At 73.3% G+C, this 19,385-nt stretch carries 17 protein-coding genes and 2 pseudogenes; 6 read left to right on the forward strand and 13 right to left on the reverse strand.

Annotated elements, in window-relative coordinates; all coding sequences use genetic code 11:
• Positions 1 to 72: 72 nt before the first annotated feature.
• Positions 73 to 2,754: an AAA family ATPase gene (locus AB0L21_RS18470; RefSeq protein ID WP_365785105.1), complete on the forward strand. Its 2,682-nt coding sequence runs from the start codon at positions 73 to 75 to the stop codon at positions 2,752 to 2,754.
• Positions 2,755 to 2,819: 65 nt separating this feature from the next.
• Here AB0L21_RS18470 and AB0L21_RS18475 read toward each other — a convergent pair.
• The 8 genes and pseudogenes from AB0L21_RS18475 to AB0L21_RS18510 all read right to left on the reverse strand — a co-directional run.
• Positions 2,820 to 3,153, reverse strand: a pseudogene (locus tag AB0L21_RS18475) (3-oxoacyl-ACP reductase); the annotation flags it as partial.
• Positions 3,154 to 3,228: 75 nt separating this feature from the next.
• Positions 3,229 to 4,350 carry a 3-oxoadipate enol-lactonase gene (pcaD, locus tag AB0L21_RS18480; RefSeq protein WP_365785107.1) on the reverse strand — a complete coding sequence of 374 codons (1,122 nt, stop codon included), beginning with the start codon at positions 4,348 to 4,350 and terminating at the stop codon, positions 3,229 to 3,231.
• Positions 4,347 to 5,687, reverse strand: a complete 1,341-nt coding sequence (pcaB, locus tag AB0L21_RS18485) for a 3-carboxy-cis,cis-muconate cycloisomerase (RefSeq protein WP_365785109.1) — start codon at positions 5,685 to 5,687, stop codon at positions 4,347 to 4,349. Before pcaB ends, pcaD begins: the two co-directional genes overlap by 4 nt.
• The gene (pcaG, locus tag AB0L21_RS18490; RefSeq protein WP_365704436.1) at positions 5,684 to 6,286 is read right to left on the reverse strand and encodes a protocatechuate 3,4-dioxygenase subunit alpha; all 603 of its coding nucleotides are present in this window, start codon (positions 6,284 to 6,286) and stop codon (positions 5,684 to 5,686) included. The genes pcaB and pcaG overlap by 4 nt, the downstream gene beginning before the upstream one ends.
• A 6-nt stretch (positions 6,287 to 6,292) precedes the next feature.
• Entirely contained in the window at positions 6,293 to 7,066 is a 774-nt protein-coding gene (pcaH, locus tag AB0L21_RS18495) for a protocatechuate 3,4-dioxygenase subunit beta (protein ID WP_365704438.1), read from the reverse strand.
• 101 nt (positions 7,067 to 7,167) lie between these two features.
• Entirely contained in the window at positions 7,168 to 8,388 is a 1,221-nt protein-coding gene (locus tag AB0L21_RS18500) for a thiolase family protein (RefSeq protein ID WP_365785111.1), read from the reverse strand.
• Entirely contained in the window at positions 8,385 to 9,029 is a 645-nt protein-coding gene (locus AB0L21_RS18505; protein WP_365704442.1) for a CoA transferase subunit B, read from the reverse strand. The genes AB0L21_RS18500 and AB0L21_RS18505 overlap by 4 nt, the downstream gene beginning before the upstream one ends.
• Positions 9,029 to 9,850, reverse strand: a complete 822-nt coding sequence (locus AB0L21_RS18510) for a CoA transferase subunit A (protein WP_365785113.1) — start codon at positions 9,848 to 9,850, stop codon at positions 9,029 to 9,031. Before AB0L21_RS18510 ends, AB0L21_RS18505 begins: the two co-directional genes overlap by 1 nt.
• A 197-nt stretch (positions 9,851 to 10,047) precedes the next feature.
• Here AB0L21_RS18510 and AB0L21_RS18515 point away from each other — a divergent pair, with 197 nt between their 5' ends.
• Positions 10,048 to 10,512 (forward strand): MarR family transcriptional regulator, encoded by a 465-nt coding sequence (locus AB0L21_RS18515; RefSeq protein ID WP_365785115.1) that lies wholly within the window; start codon positions 10,048 to 10,050, stop codon positions 10,510 to 10,512.
• Positions 10,513 to 10,592: 80 nt separating this feature from the next.
• Here the strand turns inward: AB0L21_RS18515 and AB0L21_RS18520 are convergent.
• A pseudogene (locus AB0L21_RS18520) lies at positions 10,593 to 11,186 on the reverse strand (DUF3048 domain-containing protein); the annotation flags it as partial.
• 160 nt (positions 11,187 to 11,346) lie between these two features.
• Here AB0L21_RS18520 and AB0L21_RS18525 point away from each other — a divergent pair.
• On the forward strand, positions 11,347 to 12,537 hold the full coding sequence (locus AB0L21_RS18525; protein WP_365785117.1) for a zinc-dependent alcohol dehydrogenase: 1,191 nt from the start codon (positions 11,347 to 11,349) through the stop codon (positions 12,535 to 12,537).
• Positions 12,538 to 12,643: 106 nt separating this feature from the next.
• Here the strand turns inward: AB0L21_RS18525 and AB0L21_RS18530 are convergent, their stop codons facing one another.
• Positions 12,644 to 13,720: an ATP-dependent DNA ligase gene (locus AB0L21_RS18530; RefSeq protein ID WP_365704450.1), complete on the reverse strand. Its 1,077-nt coding sequence runs from the start codon at positions 13,718 to 13,720 to the stop codon at positions 12,644 to 12,646.
• 94 nt (positions 13,721 to 13,814) lie between these two features.
• Between AB0L21_RS18530 and ligD the strand changes: the two genes are divergently transcribed.
• Positions 13,815 to 14,834 carry a non-homologous end-joining DNA ligase gene (gene ligD / locus AB0L21_RS18535; protein WP_365704452.1) on the forward strand — a complete coding sequence of 340 codons (1,020 nt, stop codon included), beginning with the start codon at positions 13,815 to 13,817 and terminating at the stop codon, positions 14,832 to 14,834.
• A 90-nt stretch (positions 14,835 to 14,924) separates the two neighbouring features.
• Positions 14,925 to 16,001 carry a LacI family DNA-binding transcriptional regulator gene (locus AB0L21_RS18540; RefSeq protein WP_365785119.1) on the forward strand — a complete coding sequence of 359 codons (1,077 nt, stop codon included), beginning with the start codon at positions 14,925 to 14,927 and terminating at the stop codon, positions 15,999 to 16,001.
• Between the two features lie 51 nt (positions 16,002 to 16,052).
• Here AB0L21_RS18540 and AB0L21_RS18545 read toward each other — a convergent pair whose 3' ends face one another.
• Positions 16,053 to 16,841, reverse strand: coding sequence for a VOC family protein (locus AB0L21_RS18545; protein ID WP_365785121.1), 789 nt, complete (start codon positions 16,839 to 16,841; stop codon positions 16,053 to 16,055).
• Positions 16,842 to 17,111: 270 nt separating this feature from the next.
• On the opposite strand from AB0L21_RS18545, the gene AB0L21_RS18550 reads away from it, so the two are divergent.
• On the forward strand, positions 17,112 to 17,357 hold the full coding sequence (locus AB0L21_RS18550; RefSeq protein ID WP_030643251.1) for a WhiB family transcriptional regulator: 246 nt from the start codon (positions 17,112 to 17,114) through the stop codon (positions 17,355 to 17,357).
• Positions 17,358 to 17,392: 35 nt separating this feature from the next.
• Here AB0L21_RS18550 and AB0L21_RS18555 read toward each other — a convergent pair whose 3' ends face one another.
• Together AB0L21_RS18555 and ddaH are read right to left on the reverse strand one after the other, a co-directional pair.
• Positions 17,393 to 18,367: an acyl-ACP desaturase gene (locus tag AB0L21_RS18555; protein ID WP_365704458.1), complete on the reverse strand. Its 975-nt coding sequence runs from the start codon at positions 18,365 to 18,367 to the stop codon at positions 17,393 to 17,395.
• Between the two features lie 228 nt (positions 18,368 to 18,595).
• On the reverse strand, positions 18,596 to 19,372 hold the full coding sequence (gene ddaH / locus AB0L21_RS18560; protein ID WP_365704460.1) for a dimethylargininase: 777 nt from the start codon (positions 19,370 to 19,372) through the stop codon (positions 18,596 to 18,598).
• Positions 19,373 to 19,385 lie beyond the last annotated feature (13 nt).

Consider the following 19,385-nt stretch of genomic DNA (forward strand, 5'->3'; position numbering starts at 1 on the left):
CCACCGGAGGCCCCGCCCGACGGCTACGCTCGGGTTCTGTACGTCATTCGGGCGACCTGGGGAGGTAACGGAATGACGGAGGGACGGCCGTCGGCGGCCGGCTCGGCTCCCCTGTGGGAGCGGGACGCCGAGCTCGCCACCGTCGCGCAGGCACTCGACGTCCTGTGCGCGGACCAGTCGTCCGGGGGCAGTCTGCTGGTCATCCGGGGTGAGGCGGGGCTCGGCAAGACCGCGCTGCTGGCCGAGACCCGGCGCATCGCCGAACGCCGCGGCTGCGCCGTCTGGTCCGCACGCGGCGCCGAGACGCTGAGATCCGTCCCGTTCCACGTCGTACGGCAGCTGCTCCAGCCGGCGCTGCTGTCCTTACTGCCCGAGGAGGCCCGCGAGTACCTCGGCGACTGGTACGCCATCGCCGGTCCCGCGCTCGGCATAGCGGAACCGCGAGCCGACAACGCCGACCCGCAGTACGTCTGCGACGGACTCGTGGCCGCGGTGCGCCGGCTCTCCCGCCGCCAGTGGCCGCTGGTCCTGCTCGTCGACGACGCGCACTGGGCCGACCAGGAGACCCTGCGCTGGCTCGCCGCCTTCGCCGAACGCCTGGACGACCTGTCCGTCCTCGTCGTGGTCGCCCGCCGGCCCGGCGAGGTCAGCGGGGACAGCGCCCGCCTGCTCGACGCGGTGGCCGCCGCGGGCCGCCCCGTCCACAACCTCAACGCCCTCACCCCGGACGCCACCGCCGGACTCACCCGCGCCACCGTCGGCCGGCACGCCGACGACGCGTTCTGCCGCGAGGTCTGGGCCGTCACCGGCGGCAACCCCTACGACACCGTCGAACTCCTCGCCAAGGTGCAGGACAGCGAACTCCAGCCGGTGGAGGCGCAGGCCGGAGAGCTGCGCGCCCTCAACCGCGCCGCCCGCGGCGGCGGACTGGTCGACCGGCTCAAGGGCCTCGGCCTGGAGGCCACCCGGTTCGCCTGGGCCGCCGCCATCCTCGGCACCGGCATCACCGTCGACATGGTCGCCCAACTCGCCACCATGAACGACGAACTGGCCCGGACGTGCGCGGCACTCCTGTGCGACGCCCGCATCCTCACCGAACCCGAGCCGCCCGCCGGCACCGAACGGACCGACGGCGAGCTGGAGTTCGTCCACCCCCTCATCGCCACCGCCGTCTACAACTCCATCCCGCCCGGCGTGCGCACCGCCATGCACGGCGTCGCCGCGCAGATGATCACCGAGCGTGGACGCGGCGCCGCCGAGGCCGCCCGGCACCTGCTGAAGGTGCACCCGGACGACGACGAGGAACTGGTCGAGCAGCTGCGCGAGGCCGCCCGCGAACACCTCGCCGTCGGCGCGCCCGACGCGGCCCGCCGCTGCCTGGAACGCGCGCTGGCGGAGCCGCCCCTCCCCGAGGTGCACGCGCACGTCCTCTACGAACTGGGCTGCGCCACGCTGCTGACCAACCCCGCGGTCACCATCGACCATCTGCAGAGCGCCCTCGGCATGCCCGGCCTCGACGGCGACGACCGGGTCGACGCCGTCGTGCGCCTCTCCCAGGCGCTGCTCCACAACGACCAGCTGGAAGAGGCCGTCCGCACGGTCGAGGCAGAGGTCGCCCGGCACGAGGCGGGCCCCGTCCGGATGCGGCTGCAGGCCTTCCAGTTCATGTGGGAGGGCATCCACGGCGAGACCGTCTCCCCGGCCCGCTCCCGGCGCCTGGCCGAGCTGGCGAGCACCTGTGCCGGCCGCGACAACGCCGAACGCGCCCTGCTGATCCTGCGCGGCTTCGACGCGATGACCCACGGCGAGAGCGCCGAGGAGGTCATCGACCTGTGCGACCGCGCCCTCGTCAACGGCCGCCTCGCGCCCGGCCTCGGCTGGACCGACCCCGAGTGGGGCATGGAACTGCTGATGATGCTCGGCAGCGCCTACACGTACGCCGACCGGCTCGACCGCGCCGAGAGCCTGTTCGCCGAAGCCCGGCGCGTCTACACCACGGCCGGCTGGCACGGCGGCCACCTCTCCCTGGCCAACGCCTTCCTCGGGCTCGCCTACCGCCGACAGGGCCGGCTGCGCGACGCCGAGTCCACCCTGCGCGAGGCCCTGGTCCTCGCCGAACGCGTCGGCCGCCGCCTGCCGCTGTACTGGTCGGCCACCTGCGGGCTGGTCGACACCCTGCTGGCCCGGGGCCGGGTCGAGGAGGCCTGGTCGGTCGCCGAGCGGTACGGCTTCGCGCCGCCGTACCCGTCCACCATCGTGCTGCCCGACATCCGCTCCGTGCGCGGCCGGCTGCTGCTCGCCGTCGGACGCACCGAGGACGGCATCAACGAACTGGAGGCCGCCGAGAAGACCGCCGCCTCCCGTGGCGGCCACAACCCGGTCCTCGCGCCCTGGTCCATCGACCTCGCCAAGGCGCTCGCCGGGCAGGACCCGGACCGCGCCGCCCAGCTCGCGGCCGACGCCCGCCGGCAGGCCGAGCGGTTCGGCACGGACACCGCCATCGGCGAGGCCCTGCGGTGCGCCGCCGCCCTGGCGACGGGACAGCGGGCGGTCCAGCTCGCCGCCCGGGCCGTCACCTACCTCGAGGCCTCACCCTGCCAGTACGAGCACGCGGCGGCCCGCGTCGAGTACGGCATCGCCGCCCGCTCGGTCGCGGAACTCAACCGGGGCCTGGACCTGGCGCGGGCGTGCGGCGCGGAGGGGCTCGTGGCCCAGGCACGGGAGGTGCTGGAGACGGGGCGGGGGCTGCACTGAGACGTGCCGGAGGCGAGGCGGGGGCCGCGGTGAGCCGGGTCTCACCCGGTCTCACATGCCCGGCACTGGCCGGCCGAGCCGGCCTTGACGATCCGGGCCGGCGGATTCCCCGCAGCACCGGCAGCAGGGCGCGCGTCAGCACCACCGGCGCGAGGCAGTTCACGGCGAGCCGCAGCTCGTGCCCGCCGGGGCTCGGTTCGCCCCCGGAGCCGGGTGTTCCGCCGCCGACGCCCGCGTCGATCAGCACGTCGAGGTCAGGATGCGCCTCGGCCACCCGCGCGCCCGGCTCCCGCACCTCGGCCAGCGGGGCACCAGGACGAGGTGACCGGAGCGGACCGGCTCGAAGGCGACGTACCGGCCGAGCCCGGAGGTGGCGCCGGTGAACAGAACAGTGGACATACCGCCGGCCCAGGCACGCCCGAGCGCCGGGAAGGAGCCGCTGCCGGGAGTACGACCGGCAGGGTCACCCGCCCCTCAGCCTGCCTCCTCCTCGGCGAGGACCCGCTGGGCCGTCGCGAACGCCGAGTTGGCGGCCGGCACCCCGCAGTACACGGCGGTCTGCAGCAGCACCGCGCCGATCTCCTCGGGCGTCAGCCCGTTGCGCCGCGCCGCCCGGACGTGCATCGCCAGCTCGTCGTGGTGGCCGTGCGCGACCAGCGCGGTCAGCGTGATCATGCTGCGCTCGCGGCGGGACAGCGTCGGGTCGGTCCAGATCTCCCCCCAGGCGTAGCGGGAGATGAAGTCCTGGAAGCGGGCCGTGAACGGGGTCTGCCGGGCCTGCGCGCGGTCCACATGGGCGTCGCCCAGCACCTCCCGGCGCACCGCCGTGCCGCTCGCCGGCGGCCCGTCGAGGTGGGTGCGCAGCGCGGTCAGCATGGCCCGCGGGCACTGTGCCGGCGCCAGATGGGAGGCCCCGGGCAGCTCCACCAGCGTCGCCCCCGGCACCGCGTCGGCGATCTCCCGCAGATGGGCGGGCGGGGTCGCGGGATCCTGCCGGCCCGCCACCAGGAGCGTGGGTACGGTGATGCCGCCGAGCCGGTCGCGCAGGTCGAACGCGGCGAGCGCGTCGCAGCAGGCGGCGTACGCCTCCGGATCGGCCTCCCGGTGGTCGCGGACCAGCCCCGGCACACTGAACCCGGGCGTGAACCAGCGCGCGTCGGCGCTCTGCGCCAGCCGGTCCAGGCCCTCGCGGCGCACCCGCTCCGCCCGCTCCCGCCAGGGTGCCTCCCCGCCGAAGTGGGCGGAGGAGCACAGCACCGCCAGCGAGGACAGCCGCTCGGGGTGGTGGACGGCCAGGTGCAGGCCGACGGCGCCGCCCAGGGACACGCCCGCGTACGCGAACCGGTCGATGCCCAGGGCGTCGGCCAGCTCCAGCACCAGCGCGGCGAGGTCACCGACGGTCGCGTCCGGCCCGATCAGGTCCGCCGCCGAGCCCCCGTGTCCGGGCAGGTCCCAGCGGACCACCCGGTGCGCGGCGGCCAGTTCGGGCGCGACCTGGTCCCACAGGGCGAGGGAGGTGCCGAGCGAGGGACCGAGCAGCAGCGGGGGAGCGGAAGCCGGGCCTTCTTCCAGGTGGTTGAGGAGTTTCACGGTCAAGGTCGCTCCAGGGCGCGGTCGGTGAGGGAGCCGGCGAAGCCGGTGTAGTGGGCGGGGTCGCCGAGGTCACCGAGGTCGACGTCTTTCAATTCGGCCACCTCTGCCAGAAGTTCGGGCAGCGGGCGGTCCTCCTCATGGGCACGGCGGGCCAGTTCGGTCAGCAGCTCCTTGGCGCGCGCACGGCCGAGCACGGGTGCGAGGGCGGCGGACAGCCGCTCGGAGACGATCAGACCCCGGGTGATGCCGAGGTTCCGGCGCATCGCGGCCGGGTGCACGCGCAGTCCCTGGGCCAGCTCCGCCGCGTGGGAGGCGGCGCCGCCCACCAGCCGCAGCAGGTCGCGCAGCGGCTCCCACTCGGCGTGCCAGGCGCCGGCCGGCCGCTCGTCCTCGGCGGCGAGGCAGCCGTACAGCGTGGCCGCGAGCTGCGGGGCGCGCCGGGCGGCGGCTGCCAGGAGTGTGGCGCGCACCGGGTTCGCCTTGTGCGGCATGGCCGACGAGCCGCCGCCGCTGCCCTCGCTCACCTCGCCGATCTCGGTGCGCGACAGCGTCAGGACGTCCACGGCGAGCTTGCCCAGCGCCCCCGCCGTGAACGCCAGGCACCCCGCCAGGTCCGCGACCGGAGTGCGCAGGGTGTGCCAGGGCAACACCGGTGCGGCGAGGCCGGCTTCCCGGGCGTACGCCCGGGTCAGGGCGGTCACGTCCTGCGTGCCGTACGCCCGGAAGGCCGCCAGCGTCCCCGCGGCGCCGCCGAGTTGGGCGGGGAGCGCGTCCTTGACCTGGGTGACGCGGTCGCGCGCGTCCAGGACCAGCGAGCGCCAGCCGGCCGCCTTCAGCCCGAACGTCGTCGGTACGGCGTGCTGGGTGAGCGTCCGTCCCGGCAGCACCGTGTCCCGGTGCGCGGCGGCGAGGGGGGCCAGTGCCCGTTCGGTGCGGCCGAGGTCGGCCAGGACCGGGCCGAGGGTGCGCACGGCGACCAGCATCGTCGCCGTGTCCATGATGTCCTGGCTGGTGGCGCCCCGGTGGACGTAGGGGCCGTACTCCTCGCCGACCGCCGCGGTCAGGTCGGCGACCAGCGGGATGACCGGGTTGCCGCCGGCCGCGGTCCGCGCCGCCAGGGAGCGGATGCCGAACCGGTCCGGGACGGCCGCCTCGGTCACCGCCGCCGCGGCCGCGGCCGGGGCGAGGCCCAGCGCGGCCTGCGCCCGGGTCAGCGCGGCCTCCGCGTCGAGCAGGGCCCGCAGATACGCGTGGTCGCTCGTCTCGGACGCGGCGCCCGACAGGCCCCACTCCGGGGCGAGCAGGCCGGTGTCGGCGTAGGGAGGGGACGCAGATGTCACTCGAACTCCAGGAAGACCGTCTCGCCTTCGCCCTGAAGGCGGATGTCGAAACGGTAGGTGCCGCCCGCCTCCTCGCTCGCGATCAGCGTGTCGCGCCGGTCGCCCACCCGGGTGAGCAGCGGGTCGGCGGCCAGCGCGGCCTCGTCGCCCGGCAGGTAGATCCGGGTGAACAGGTGCACGAGCAGTCCGCGCGCGAAGACGCAGACGCTGAGGTACGGCGCGTTCCGCCCGCGTCCGCCGGGCCGGAGCGTACGGGCGTACCAGTGGCCGTTCGCGTCGGTCTGGACGCGGCCCCAGCCGGTGAACTCCACGCCGTTGCGGCCCAGATGACCACCGGTGGCCGGGTCACGCCGCTGGGAGCCGTCCACGTGGGGGACGGTGCCGTCGGGGCGGGGGCCCCACAGCTCGATCAGCGCGTCGGGCAGCGGGTCGCCCTCGCCGTCGAGGACGTACCCGTGCACGGTGACCGTGTCCGGGTGGCCGAGCGGCGCGATCTCCTCTCCGCCACGGAACGGCAGCGCGTAGCCGTAGAACGGGCCGACGGTGTGGGACGGGGTGGGCAGCACCTGCTCCGGGCGGCTCGGGTCGATGATCGTCATGGCGGGTCAGCGTCCTTCTTCCGTCCAGGTGGCGGCCGGGCCGTCCAGCACGATGTCCCAGTGGTAGCCGAGGGAGAACTCCGGCACCGACAGGCTGTGGTCGTAGGTGGCGACCAGTCGCTGCCGGGCCGCGTCGTCGGTCACGGACTGCAGGATCGGGTCGTACGGGAAGAGCGGGTCGTTCGGGAAGTACATCTGCGTCACCAGCCGCTGGGTGAACGCCGTGCCGAACACCGAGAAGTGGATGTGGGCCGGGCGCCAGGCACCCACGTGGTTGCGCCACGGGTACGGGCCCGGCTGGATGGTGGTGAAGTGGTAGCGGCCCTCGGCGTCGGTGAGGGTGCGGCCGACGCCGGTGAAGTTCGGGTCCAGTGGGGCGTCGTGCTGCTCACGCCGGTGGGCGTAGCGGCCGGCCGAGTTGGCCTGCCAGATCTCGACCAGCTGGCCGCGGACCGGGCGCCCGTGCCGGTCCAGCAGCCGCCCGGAGACGGTGATCCGCTCGCCGACGGGCTCGCCGGTGTGCTGCCGGGTGAGGTCGTTGTCGATCTCGGTGAGGTCGCGCTCACCGAACGCGGGGGAGTGCAGTTCCACCAGTTCGGGGTCCTGGCCGGTGTCGATCGCCACCAGGGGCTGCTTCGGGTGGCGCAGCACGGAGGAACGGTACGGCGCGTAGTCGCGGCGCGGGTGGTGTTCGACGGGGGCGCCGTCGGCGACACGCTTGTCGTAGGCGGCGTGCGCGGCGGCGATTTCCTGGTCGATGTCGGCTTGGGTGAGAGGCATGGGAAACCTGACGCTTCCTTGGCGCTCGAGGAGGAAGTCTTCAGTGTTCGAGGACGAGGGGAGGGCGGGGCCCTGCCGTTCGAGGACGGAGGCGGGGAGCCCTACCGTTCGAGGACGAGGGCGAGGCCCTGGCCCACGCCGATGCAGAGGGTGGCCACGCCGGTGCCGGAGCCCCGGCGGGCGAGCTGGTGGGCGACGGTCCCGGCGAGCCGGGCACCGGAGGCGCCGAGCGGATGCCCCAGCGCGACGGCCCCGCCCTGCGGGTTGAGGACCGCCGGGTCGAACTCGGGCCATTCGGCGAGGCAGCCGAGCACCTGGGCGGCGAAGGCCTCGTTCAGCTCCAGCACGGACAGCTCGTCGAAGGACGCGCCCGCCTTGGCGAGCGCCCGGTTGACGGCCTCTACGGGGGCCAGTCCGAAGTAGTGAGGGTCGGTCGCGGAGACACCGGTCGCGGCGATCCGGGCCAGCGGTTCACGGCCGGTGGCCCGCAGGCCCTCCTCGTCGGTGAGGAGGAGGGCTGCCGCGCCGTCGTTCAGGGGAGACGCGTTGCCGGCGGTCACCGTGCCCCCCTCGGCGCGGAACGACGGCTTGAGCTTCGCCATCGCGGCGAGGGAGGCGTCCGGCCGTACGCACTCGTCGGCGCCGAAGAGGACCGGCTCGCCCTTGCGCTGCGGGACCGGTACGGGCGTCAACTCGGCGTCGAACAGGCCCTGTTCGCGCGCGGCGGCGGCCTTGCGGTGGGAGGCGAGAGCGAACTCGTCCTGCTGCTCACGGGTGATCTCGTGCTTGTCGGCGATCAGCTCGGCACTCTCGCCCAGCGGGACGGTCCACTGCGGGTCCATCCTGGGGTTGACCATGCGCCAGCCGAGCGTGGTCGAGTACAGCTCGGTGTGGGCGGCCGGGAACGGCTTGTCGGACTTGGGCAGGACATACGGCGCCCGGGTCATGGACTCCACCCCGCCGGCGACGGCGATGGAGGCGTCGCCGACCGCGATGGCGCGGGCCGCCTGGACGACCGCTTCCAGGCCGGAGGCGCACAGCCGGTTGACGGTGACGCCCGGCACGGAGGTGGGCAGTCCGGCGAGCAGGGCTGCCATGCGGGCGACGTTGCGGTTCTCCTCGCCGGCGCCGTTGGCGTTGCCGAAGTAGACGTCCTGGATCCGGGCGGGGTCCAGCTCCGGGGTGCGGGCGAGGAGTTCGCGGAGGGTGTGGGCGGCCAGGTCGTCGGGGCGGATGGGGGACAGACCGCCGTTGTAGCGGCCGATCGGGGTCCGGACGGCGTCCACGATGTACACGGGGTTCTGGGTGAAAGCCGAGTTCACAGCAGATCCTCCGCGACGCTCAGTTCCGCGTCGGTCTTGGCGACGACCTCGTCGACGCTCACGCCCGGCGCGGTCTCCACCAGCGTGAGTCCCTGGTCCGTGACGTCCAGGACGGCCAGATCGGTGATGACCCGGTTCACACACGCCCGGCCCGTGAGCGGCAGCGTGCACTCCTTGAGGATCTTCGCCGAGCCGTCCTTCGTGGTGTGCGTCATCACCACGATCACCTGACGGGCGCCGTGCACCAGGTCCATCGCGCCGCCGATCCCGGTGACCAGCTTCCCCGGCACCGCCCAGTTGGCCAGGTCACCGCCGGCGGACACCTGCATCGCGCCGAGCACGGCCACGTCGATGTGCCCGCCCCGGATCATCGCGAACGACAGCGCCGAGTCGAAGAAGGACGCTCCGGGCAGGACGGTCACCGTCTCCTTGCCCGCGTTGATCAGGTCCGGGTCGACCTGGTCCTCGGTGGGATACGGGCCCGTCCCCAGGATGCCGTTCTCCGACTCCAGCACCACCTCGACCCCCTCCGGGAGGTGGTTGGGGATCAGCGTCGGCAGGCCGATGCCCAGGTTGACGTACTGCCCGTCCCGCAGCTCACGGGCCGCGCGGGCGGCCATCTCCTCGCGTGTCCAGGCCATCAGCCGCTCACCGTCCCTCGTGCCGCGGACGCGGAAACCGTGCCCTGCCGGTTCCGTCGTGCCGCGGGCGGCGAAACCGTGCGCTGCTCGATCCGCTTGTCCGCCGCCTGCTCCGGGGTGAGCGCCACGACTCGCTGCACGAAGACGCCCGGCAGGTGCACCGCGTCCGGATCGATCGCACCCGGCTCCACCAGCTCCTCCACCTCGGCGATCGTGACCCGGCCGGCCGTCGCCGCCAGCGGGTTGAAGTTCCGGGCGGACCGGTTGAACACCAGATTCCCGTGCCGGTCCCCCTTCGCCGCCCTGACCAGCGCGAAGTCGGTGCGGATGCCCCGCTCCAGCACGTACTCCACGCCGTCGAACTCCCGCACCTCCTTCGGCGGCGAGGCCAGCGTCACCCCGCCGGAGCCGTCGTAGCGCCAGGGCAGTCCGCCCTCGGCGACCTGGGTGCCGACCCCGGCCGGGGTGTAGAAGGCGGGGATGCCGGCGCCGCCCGCGCGCAGCCGCTCGGCCAGCGTGCCCTGAGGGATCAGCTCCACCTCCAGCTCACCGGCCAGGTACTGACGGGCGAACTCCTTGTTGGCGCCGATGTAGGAGCCGGTCACCCGGGCGATCCGCCCCGCCGCCAGCAGCACCGCCAGCCCGGACTCCATCGCCCCGCAGTTGTTCGACACCACGCTCAGCCCGCCGACCCCGCGCTCGTACAGCGCCTGGATCAGCACGTTCGGCACACCGCTGAGCCCGAACCCGCCGACGGCGAGCGACGCGCCGTCCGGCACATCGGCCACCGCCTCCACGGCCGTGGCGACCACCTTGTCCATCCGTGAAGCTCCGTCTCTCCCGGTTCATCAGGAGCTGATAGTCAGGGCACTGACCATTTCAGCCGAGGTGCTGCTCACGCTGCCACCGGAGACTGTGGCCGTCAAGAGCTGGAATCCGTACGACCGTCGGGGCGAGACATGGGGGTCCGGCGCCAGGTATCGTTCAGTGCACCAACGAATCGACCAGGGGAGCGCACATGGCCGCGGTGGACCTCGCCACCCATCCCGGGCACCTGGCCCGGCGGCTCCAGCAGGCGCACTACCTGCTGTGGAACACGATGGTCTCCGAGGAGATCACCTCCCCGCAGTTCGCGGTCATGAACGCCCTCGTCGCCGAGCCCGGGCTCGACCAGCGGACCGTGGGGGAGCGGGTGGGCCTGGACCGCTCCACCATCGCCGAGGTCATCAGCCGGCTCGACCGCCGCGGGCTGCTGCACAAGGTGCGCGACCCCCAGGACGGCCGGCGCTTCCTGCTCCGCCTCACCGACGAGGGCCTGCGCACCCACCGCAAACTGACCGTGCGCACCGCCCGCATGAACCAGGTCTTCCTCGCTCCGCTGTCCGCCGGGGAACAGACCGTGTTCTTCGACCTGATCCGCCGGGTCGCGGACGCGGCCGAGGAACTGCGCAACCCGGCCGAGCCGCTGGCCGCGCAGAACTGACGGCGCCGGTACCGGCCCTGCCGGTACGCCTCTTGAGGCACCGGTCGCCTCACGAGGCCGGCACGAACACCACCCGCACCCTGCCCCGCCGCGAAGTCCAGCTCGCCGCCGTCCGCCGCCGTGAACTCCGTACCGTCCGCAGCGGTCGGCCGTGACCAGAAGCCGTCGAAGGGCCGGCCGTCCCGCAGCACCTCCGCCCGCCCGGAGCCGGTCGTCTCGGTGTACGGCGTGGGATTGCCGAGCACGTCGTGGTAGCGGGAGGTGCGGACCTTCACGTGCTGCACGACCACCGTCGGCGGTGCCAGCCGGCCGCCGTCGGTTGTCTGCAGTTCCAGGTCGGACTCGCGGGCGCTGCGCACCGGTCCCACGGTCTGCGGCAGCCGTGTCGCGTACACCGCCAGCAGCCGGCTCAGGCCGCCCCCCACCTGCTCCACGTACACCACGTCCGCCGCGCCGAGCCCGGTCTGCGGGTGGGCCGCGCGGACATTGTCGATCTTCACGGCGAGCGGTGAGCCGGCCACGGCCGAACGGCTCGGTGCCGGTGTCGGGGTCTGCCGCGGGGCGCGGTCGCCGTCGCCCTGGCCGGTGCAGCCCGTCGCGAGGGCGGCCGTCAGCGCGCCGGCCAGCAGTGTCGCCGTCAGTGCGGCGCGCCGCGTGCGCGCCCTGTGTCTCATGCCCACCGTCGCCCCCCGTCCGTGTGGTCCGATTGCGCGCTCATCCGGTCATCACCGGCCATACCGGGTCACGTCGGGTTCGGCGGCGGTGGGCGGGGGGTACCCGGGTGCCATCGCAGACACGGGACGCAGCCGTACGCGACCAAGGGAGCACCACCCCATGAAGGCAGTCATCTGGCACGGCAAGCGGGACGTCCGGGTCGAGGACGCGCCCGACCCGAGGATCGAGGAGCCCACGGACGCCGTCATCCGCGTCACGTCCACCGGGCTGTGCGGCTCCGACCTGCACCTGTATGAAGTGCTCACCCCGTTCATGGCCCCGGGCGACATCCTCGGCCACGAACCCATGGGCATCGTGGAGGAGGTCGGCTCCGAGGTGTCCGGCCTGCGGCCCGGCGACCGGGTCGTGGTGCCGTTCCAGATCGCCTGCGGGCACTGCTTCATGTGCGACACCGGGCTGCCCACCCAGTGCGAGACCACGCAGGTCACCGGCGAGGGCATGGGAGCCGCCATCTTCGGCTACAGCCGCCTGTACGGCTCCGTCCCCGGCGGCCAGGCCGAGTACCTGCGCGTCCCGCAGGCGCAGTTCGGCCCGATCAAGGTGCCCGAGGGCCCGCCGGACGACCGGTTCGTCTACCTCTCCGACGTGCTGCCGACCGCCTGGCAGGCCGTCGAGTACGCGGCCGTCCCGCCCGGCGGCACCCTCGCGGTCCTCGGCCTCGGCCCGATCGGCGACATGGCCTGCCGGATCGCCAAGGCCCGGGGCGCGGAGCGGGTGTTCGGCGTGGATCTGGTGCCCGAACGACTCGCCCGCGTGCAGCGGCGCGGGGTGGAGACGTACGACCTCCGGGCCTTCGACAACGAGAAGTCGCTGGTCCACGCGATCCAGGACGAGACCGGCGGCCGGGGCCCGGACGCCGTGATCGACGCCGTCGGCACCGAGGCCCACGGCAGCGCCGCCGCCAAGCTCGCCCAGCAGGCCACCGCGCTCATGCCCCGCAAGATCAGCGCGCCGCTCGCCGAGCGTTTCAGCATCGACCGGCTGGGCGCCCTCCACATGGCGATCGACCTCGTCCGCCGCGGCGGCACGATCTCGCTCAGCGGTGTCTACGGCGGCATGGCCGACCCGATGCCGATGCTGACCCTCTTCGACAAGCAGATCCAGCTCCGCATGGGCCAGGCCAACGTCCGCCGCTGGACCGACCAGATCATGCCCTACCTGACGGACGAGGACCCGCTCGGCGTGGAGGACTTCGCCACCCACCGGCTGCCGCTGGCGGAGGCGCCGCACGCGTACGAGATGTTCCAGCGCAAGCAGGACGGTGCGGTGAAGGTCCTCATGCAGCCGTAGCCGTAGCCGTAGCCGTGGGCCTGGGCCTGGGTGTGGCCGCGGCCGTGGCCGTGGCTTGGCGCCCCGGTGGCCGGCTGGGCGCCCCGGTGCTCGTGCCCCGCCCTCCTCAGCCTCCGTCCTTCTCGCCGAGGATCTCCGCGAGGTCGTACCGCACCGGTTCCTCCAGCTGGGCGTACGTGCAGCTCTCCGGCGTACGGTCCGGACGCCAGCGGCGGAAGCGGGCCGTGTGCCGGAACCGCTGGCCGTTCTCCATGTGGTCGTACGCCACCTCGGCCACCCGCTCCGGCCGCAGCGGCACCCAGGACAGGTCCTTCTTGCCCGACCAGCGGCTCGGTGCGCCCGGCAGCCGGGCCGTCTCGTGCGCGGTCTCGTCCGCCCAGGCGGCCCATGGGTGCCCGGACACGTCGTCCATGCGCAGCGGCTCCAGCTCCTCGACCAGCTCGGCACGCTTCTTCATGGAGAACGCGGCCGACACGCCCACGTGCTGGAGGCGGCCCTGCTCGTCGTACAGCCCCAGCAGCAGCGAGCCCACCACCGGGCCGCTCTTGTGGAAGCGGTACCCGGCGACGACGACGTCCGCCGTGCGCTCGTGCTTGATCTTGAACATGGCCCGCTCGTCCTGGAGGTAGTGCGAGGTGAGCGGCTTGGCGACGACCCCGTCGAGACCGGCGCCCTCGAACTGCTCGAACCACTGCCGGGCCACCTCGATGTCAGTCGTCGACGGCGCCACGTGCAGCGGCGGGGTCGCCCCGGCCAGGGCCCGGTCCAGCAGGGCGCGGCGGTCGGTGAGGGGCACGTCGAGCAGGGCGTGGTCGTCCAGGGCGAGCAGGTCGAAGGCGACGAAGGAGGCCGGGGTCCTCTCCGCCAGCGTCCGCACCCGGGAGGCGGCCGGGTGGATCCGCTCGGTCAGCGCGTCGAAGTCCAGCCGGCCGTTCCGCGCGATGACGATCTCGCCGTCCAGCACGCACCGCTCGGGCAGCCGCTCCTTCAGCGCCTCGACCAGCTCGGGAAAATACCTGGTCAGTGGCTTTCCGGTACGGCTGCCCAGCTCGACCTCGGCACCGTCCCGGAACACGATCGACCGGAAGCCGTCCCACTTGGCCTCGTAGTGCATCCCCGGCGGGATCTTCGCCACCGACTTGGCGAGCATCGGCTTCACGGGCGGCATGACGGGCAGATCCATGACTCCGATTCTGCTCGCACACATCCGTTTCCGCTCACATACGTACGGATCTGCCCGGTATGCGAGCCGTGCGGGGTGCGCCTACCGTGGCCGCATGGGTGATGCGGTGGAACTGGAGGTGGGCGGCCGGACCGTACGGCTGTCCAGCCCGGACAAGGTGTTCTTCCCGGAGCGGGGCTTCACCAAGCTGGACCTCGCCCGGTACTACGCCGCCGTCGGCCCCGGCATCCTGCGCGCCCTGCGCAACCGCCCCACCACCCTGGAGCGCTACCCGGACGGCGTAGGCGGCGAGTGGTTCTACCAGAAGCGGGCCCCGAAGGGCATGCCCGGCTGGATCCCGACCGCCCACATCACCTTTCCCAGCGGGCGCAGCGCCGACGAGATGTGCCCGACCGAGGAGGCCGCCGTGGTGTGGGCCGCCCAGTACGGCACCCTCACCTTCCATCCCTGGCCGGTCCGCGCCACCGACGTCGACCACCCCGACGAACTCCGCGTCGACCTCGACCCGCAGCCCGGCACCGACTACGCCGACGCGGCCCGCGCAGCCCAGGAACTGCGGGCCGTGCTGGACGAGTTCGGCGGGCTGCGCGGCTGGCCGAAGACCTCCGGCGGCCGGGGTCTGCACGTCTTCGTCCCCATCGAACCGCGCTGGACCTTCACCCAGGTGCGCCGCGCGGCCATCGCGGTCGGCCGGGAGATGGAGCGCCGGATGCCGGACCGGGTGACCATCAAGTGGTGGAAGGAGGAGCGCGGGAGCCGCATCTTCCTCGACTACAACCAGACAGCCAGGGACCGCACCATCGCCTCCGCCTATTCGGTACGCCCCCGCCCGCACGCCCCCGTCTCGGCGCCGCTGCGCTGGGAGGAGGTCGGTGTCGCCGAGCCCCGCGACTTCGACCTCGCCACCATGCCGGCCCGGTTCGCCGAACTCGGTGACGTGCACGCCGACATGGACGACCACGCCTACTCCCTGGACGCGCTGCTGGAACTGGCCCGCCAGGACGAACACGACCATGGTCTGGGTGACCTGCCGTACCCGCCGGAGTACCCGAAGATGCCCGGCGAACCGAAACGGGTCCAGCCGAGCCGCGCCCGCCGCGAGCCTTCGCCCTGACACCCGCTCGGTTCCGCGCCCCGTCCGGCACCGGCCGGTCCCGCGTCCCGCGGCTATCCTGATCGGCAGCCGCTGATGAGGAGTCCCGAAGTGACCGAGGCAGTGTCGCGCCCCACGCTGGAGGCCGTGGCCGCGCGGGCCGGGGTGTCCCGGGCCACCGTGTCCCGCGTGGTCAACGGCGGCGACGGAGTCCGCGAGCCCCTGGCCGAGCGGGTCCGGCAGGCCGTGGAGGAGCTGGGCTACGTCCCCAACCAGGCGGCGCGCAGCCTCGTCACCCGGCGGCACGACGCCGTCGCGGTCGTCATCGCCGAGCCCGAGACCCGGGTCTTCGCCGACCCCTTCTTCGCCCTCCAGCTGCGCGGCATCAGCAAGGAGCTGACCGCGCACGACAACCAGCTGGTGCTGCTGCTCACCGAGGGCCGCGCCGACCACGCGCGCGTGGCCCGCTATCTCGCCGGCGGCCATGTCGACGGCGCGCTCGTCTTCTCCCTGCACCTGGACGACCCGCTGCCCGGCCTCATCCACGACGCCGGCGTGCCCACCGTGTTCGGCGGACGCCCCGACTGGGGCGAGGACGCCCGGGCGGCGGACCCGGGCGTGGTGTACGTCGACTGCGACAACCGGGGCGGGGCCCGCGCGGCCGTCCGGCATCTGCTGGACCTCGGCCGCCGGCGCGTCGCCCACATCACCGGGGCGCTGGACCAGACCTCGGCGGTGGACCGGCTCGACGGCTACCGGGACGTCATGGCCGACGTCCTGGGCGGGTACGATCCCCGGCTCGTCGTGGAGAGCGACTTCACCCCGTCCGGCGGCGAACGCGCCATGCGGGAACTCCTCGACCGCTGCCCGGACGTCGACGCCGTGTTCGCCGCCAACGACCTCACCGCGCTCGGCGCCCTGCGGGTGCTGCGCGCGAGCGGCCGGCGCGTGCCCGAGGACGTGGCCGTGGTCGGCTTCGACGACATGGTGCCGGTCACCGAACAGGCCGACCCGCCGCTGACGACGGTCCGTCAGGACATCGAGGAGATGGGCCGGCTGATGGCCCGCCTGCTGCTGCGCGGCCTGTCCGGTACCCGGGAGGCGACGGACACGACGGCCGGCGCCCAGGAGGCACCGCCGTCGGAAGTGATCCTGCCGACCACCCTGATACGCCGCGCCTCCGCCTAGCCGCGCCGCACCGCCCCAGGGGCCATCGGCTGCCGGGCGCGCCGAGGAGGCTCAGCCCTGGGGCGGTTCGCTCCTGATCACCGCGAAGCGGACCCCGTACGGGTCGGCGAGCCTGGCCATGCGGCCCACGCCCTCCACGGTCGTCGCGGGCATCCGCACCGTCCCGCCCAGGCGCTGCGCCTGTTCCACCACGGCGTCGGTGTCCTCCACCTCGAAGTACGGCAGCCAGTACGGCCCGGCCTCCGCTTCGGTGGGATCGTCGGCCAGCGGCACCATCCCGCCGAACATCGCGTCCTCACCGGCACCGTCCGGGTTGAAACAGGTGTACGTCCCGCCCGGGAACGGCGCGGAGGTCTCCAGGCCCAGCACCCGGCGGTAGAACGCGGCGGCCGCCGCGATGTCCGGCGTGTACAGCTCCACCCAGCACAGGGAGCCCGGCTCGCCCGCGAGCTCCACGCCCTTGGTCCGGCCCGGCTGCCAGATCCCGAACGGCACGCCCGCCCGGTCGGCGAGGACCGCCATGCGGCCCTGGCCCATCACGTCCATCGGCTGGAACAGCACTCTGCCGTGGGCCTCTTCGGCGGCCTTGGCGGTGGCCTGCGCGTCCTCGCTCTGGAAGTACACCGTCCAGGCCGGAGGCCCCTGGTCGGGACCGGTCTGCATACCGCCCGCGACGGTCTTCCCGCCCAGCTGGAAGAAGCCGTAACCGCCGGCGTCCGGCCCCGCCGACTGGAACCGCCAGCCGAACAGAGCGCCGTAGAAGGAGGTGGCGCCGTCGATGTCGGGACTGCCGACGTCGATCCAGTTGGGCGCGCCGTTGACGAAACGGGTGGTGAGCATCTCGGCCCTCCTCGCAAGGGGTCCCGTCCTGTGCACTGCCGAGTGTGGCACCGCCCACTGACAATCGCCGCCGGAGCGCCGCGACGGGCCGGGACCGCCCCGCTCTCACCCAGCGTGACGGTGCGCGTTCTGCGGGTTTTCCCACGGCCGGGCGCGCCGCCGTGCGCGCGCCGGGCCGCGGGGAGCATCATCGGGGCGGCCTCAGGCCCCGAGCACGCCGTTTCGCCGGCGTTGATCGAACGTTTTTCGGCCTGGGGCAGGCTCCTGGCCATGCACTACGAAACCATCACCCCGGCCGACGACACCTGGCAGGCGCAGGCGCTGTGCGCGCAGACCGGGCCGGACTTCTTCTTCCCGGAGCCGGGCAGCTCGGTGCGCGAGGCGAAGCGCATCTGCGCCATGTGCGAGCTGCGCCCGGCCTGTCTGGACTACGCGCTGGCCAACGACGAGCGGTTCGGCGTCTGGGGCGGCCTGTCGGAGAAGGAGCGCCTCGCCCTCCGCCGCACCGCCCGCTGAGCCCTCCGGGGAGCGCCCGGCCCGCGCGCGGGGCGTCAGCCCCCGGCGCGCGCCGCCATCCGGGCCTTCCGCGCGGCCAGCTTCTCGTCGAACTTCGCGGCCTCCGCGTCCAGCCCGCCCATGAACAGGCCGAGTTCCTCCTGCGCCTGGCGCCCCTCGGGGCCGAGGCCGTCGATCTCCAGGACCTTCAGGAAGCGCAGCACCGGCTGCAGCACGTCGTCGTGGTGGATGCGCAGGTTGTAGACCTCGCCGATCGCCATCTGCGCGGCGGCCCGCTCGAAGCCGGGGATGCCGTGACCGGGCATCCGGAAGTTCACCACGACGTCCCGTACCGCCTGCATGGTCAGGTCGGGCGCCAGCTCGAACGCGGCCTTCAGCAGGTTGCGGTAGAAGACCATGTGCAGGTTCTCGTCGGTCGCGATGCGGGCCAGCATGCGGTCGCAGACCGGGTCCCCGGACTGGTGGCCGGTGTTGCGGTGCGAGATCCGCGTGGCCAGCTCCTGGAAGGCGACGTAGGCCACCGAGTGCAGCATCGAGTGCCGGTTGTCGGACTCGAAGCCCTCGCTCATGTGCGCCATACGGAAACGTTCCAGCTTGTCCGGGTCCACCGCGCGCGAGGTCAGCAGGTAGTCCCGCATCACGATGCCGTGCCGGCCCTCCTCGGCCGTCCAGCGGTGCACCCAGGTGCCCCAGGCCCCGTCGCGGCCGAAGAGCGAGGCGATCTCGTGGTGGTAGCTCGGCAGGTTGTCCTCGGTCAGCAGGTTCACCACGAGGGCGATCCGGCCGATCTCCGTCACCTGGGACTGGTCCTTGTCCCAGGCCTCCCCGTCCTCGAACAGGCCCGGGAAGTTGCGGCCGTCGCTCCACGGCACGTACTCGTGCGGCATCCAGTCCTTGGCGACCTTGAGATGCCGGTTCAACTCCGTCTCGACGACTTCCTCCAGTGCGTACAGCAGCCGCGCGTCGGTCCAGACGGACGGGCTGCCGAGGTGGGGGGAAGTGATCGTCACAGGAACTCCAGGGGGACGCCGAACAACGGGGGAGGAAGGGGACGGTCCGGCGAGCGGTGCCGGGAACCTACGTGATCGTAGGCTACGAATCCGTAGGTTACGAAGCCGTAGGTTAAGACGGCTGTAAAGAATCGCTGATCAGCCCGCCCGGACAGCCGTGCGCGCGTATGCCGGTCAGTCCGGGGACCCGCAGGTCCCCGGCCTGACCGGGGCGACGGGATCACCCGGTCAGGCGTACAGCTCCCGCAGGCGCACCGAGAGACAGGTCACACAGCCCTCCAGCTTCTCGAACTCGCTGATGTCGACCGTCACCACGTCGTGGCCCAGATCGGTCAGCAGCTCCGCGGTCTTCGGGGCGCTCGCCGCCATCAGCAGCTTGCCGCCGCCGAGCAGCACCACGTGCGCGCCGGACTCCTCCGGCACCGACAGGAAGCCCGGGAACAGCGAGGGCCGGTCGATCTTCGGGATGTGCCCGATCACCGTGCCGTCGGGCAGCGCGGTCACCGCGGACTTCAGGTGCAGCACCTTGCTCACGGGTACGGCCACCACCCGGGCGCCCAGCGGCTCGAAGGCCGCCCGCAGCTGCTGCACGCCCGCCGCGTTGGTCCGCCCGCCGCGGCCGACGTACACGGTGTCGCCGACCTTGAGGACGTCACCGCCGTCCAGCGTGCCCGGCTCCCATATCCAGTTCACCGAGCAGCCGAGGCGGGCCACCGCCTCCTCGACGCCGGCGGTCTCCGCCCGCCGCGACTCGGCGCCGGGCCGGGTGATCAACGCGACGTTCTTGTACATGACCACGGTGTCCTCGACGAACACCGAGTCCGGGCAGTCGTCGGCCGGTTCGACCTCGATGATCTCCCAGCCGTGCGCGCGCAGCGCCTCGACGTACGCCTCCCACTGCTCGCCGGCGAGCCCGACATCGACCTTCTCCCGCTGGATGTGCGTCACCAGGCCGTCGGCGAGGAGGGGGCTCGGGCGGCGGACGAGGGCCTTCTTGCTGGGCACGAGGGGCCTTTCG

The organism is Streptomyces sp. NPDC052721, from assembly GCF_040678315.1.
Lineage (GTDB): Bacteria > Actinomycetota > Actinomycetes > Streptomycetales > Streptomycetaceae > Streptomyces.

Excerpts from the sequence above, each read along its gene's own strand:
- AB0L21_RS18470 (WP_365785105.1), top strand. The coding sequence starts at position 73 with ATGACGGAGGGACGGCCGTCGGCGGCCGGCTCGGCTCCCCTGTGGGAG.
- pcaG (WP_365704436.1), bottom strand. The coding sequence starts at position 6,286 with ATGACGATCATCGACCCGAGCCGCCCGGAGCAGGTGCTGCCCACCCCG.
- pcaH (WP_365704438.1), bottom strand. The coding sequence starts at position 7,066 with ATGCCTCTCACCCAAGCCGACATCGACCAGGAAATCGCCGCCGCGCAC.
- AB0L21_RS18505 (WP_365704442.1), bottom strand. The coding sequence starts at position 9,029 with ATGGCCTGGACACGCGAGGAGATGGCCGCCCGCGCGGCCCGTGAGCTG.
- AB0L21_RS18510 (WP_365785113.1), bottom strand. The coding sequence starts at position 9,850 with ATGGACAAGGTGGTCGCCACGGCCGTGGAGGCGGTGGCCGATGTGCCG.
- AB0L21_RS18515 (WP_365785115.1), top strand. The coding sequence starts at position 10,048 with ATGGCCGCGGTGGACCTCGCCACCCATCCCGGGCACCTGGCCCGGCGG.
- AB0L21_RS18525 (WP_365785117.1), top strand. The coding sequence starts at position 11,347 with ATGAAGGCAGTCATCTGGCACGGCAAGCGGGACGTCCGGGTCGAGGAC.
- AB0L21_RS18530 (WP_365704450.1), bottom strand. The coding sequence starts at position 13,720 with ATGGATCTGCCCGTCATGCCGCCCGTGAAGCCGATGCTCGCCAAGTCG.
- ligD (WP_365704452.1), top strand. The coding sequence starts at position 13,815 with ATGGGTGATGCGGTGGAACTGGAGGTGGGCGGCCGGACCGTACGGCTG.
- AB0L21_RS18545 (WP_365785121.1), bottom strand. The coding sequence starts at position 16,841 with ATGCTCACCACCCGTTTCGTCAACGGCGCGCCCAACTGGATCGACGTC.
- AB0L21_RS18550 (WP_030643251.1), top strand. The coding sequence starts at position 17,112 with ATGCACTACGAAACCATCACCCCGGCCGACGACACCTGGCAGGCGCAG.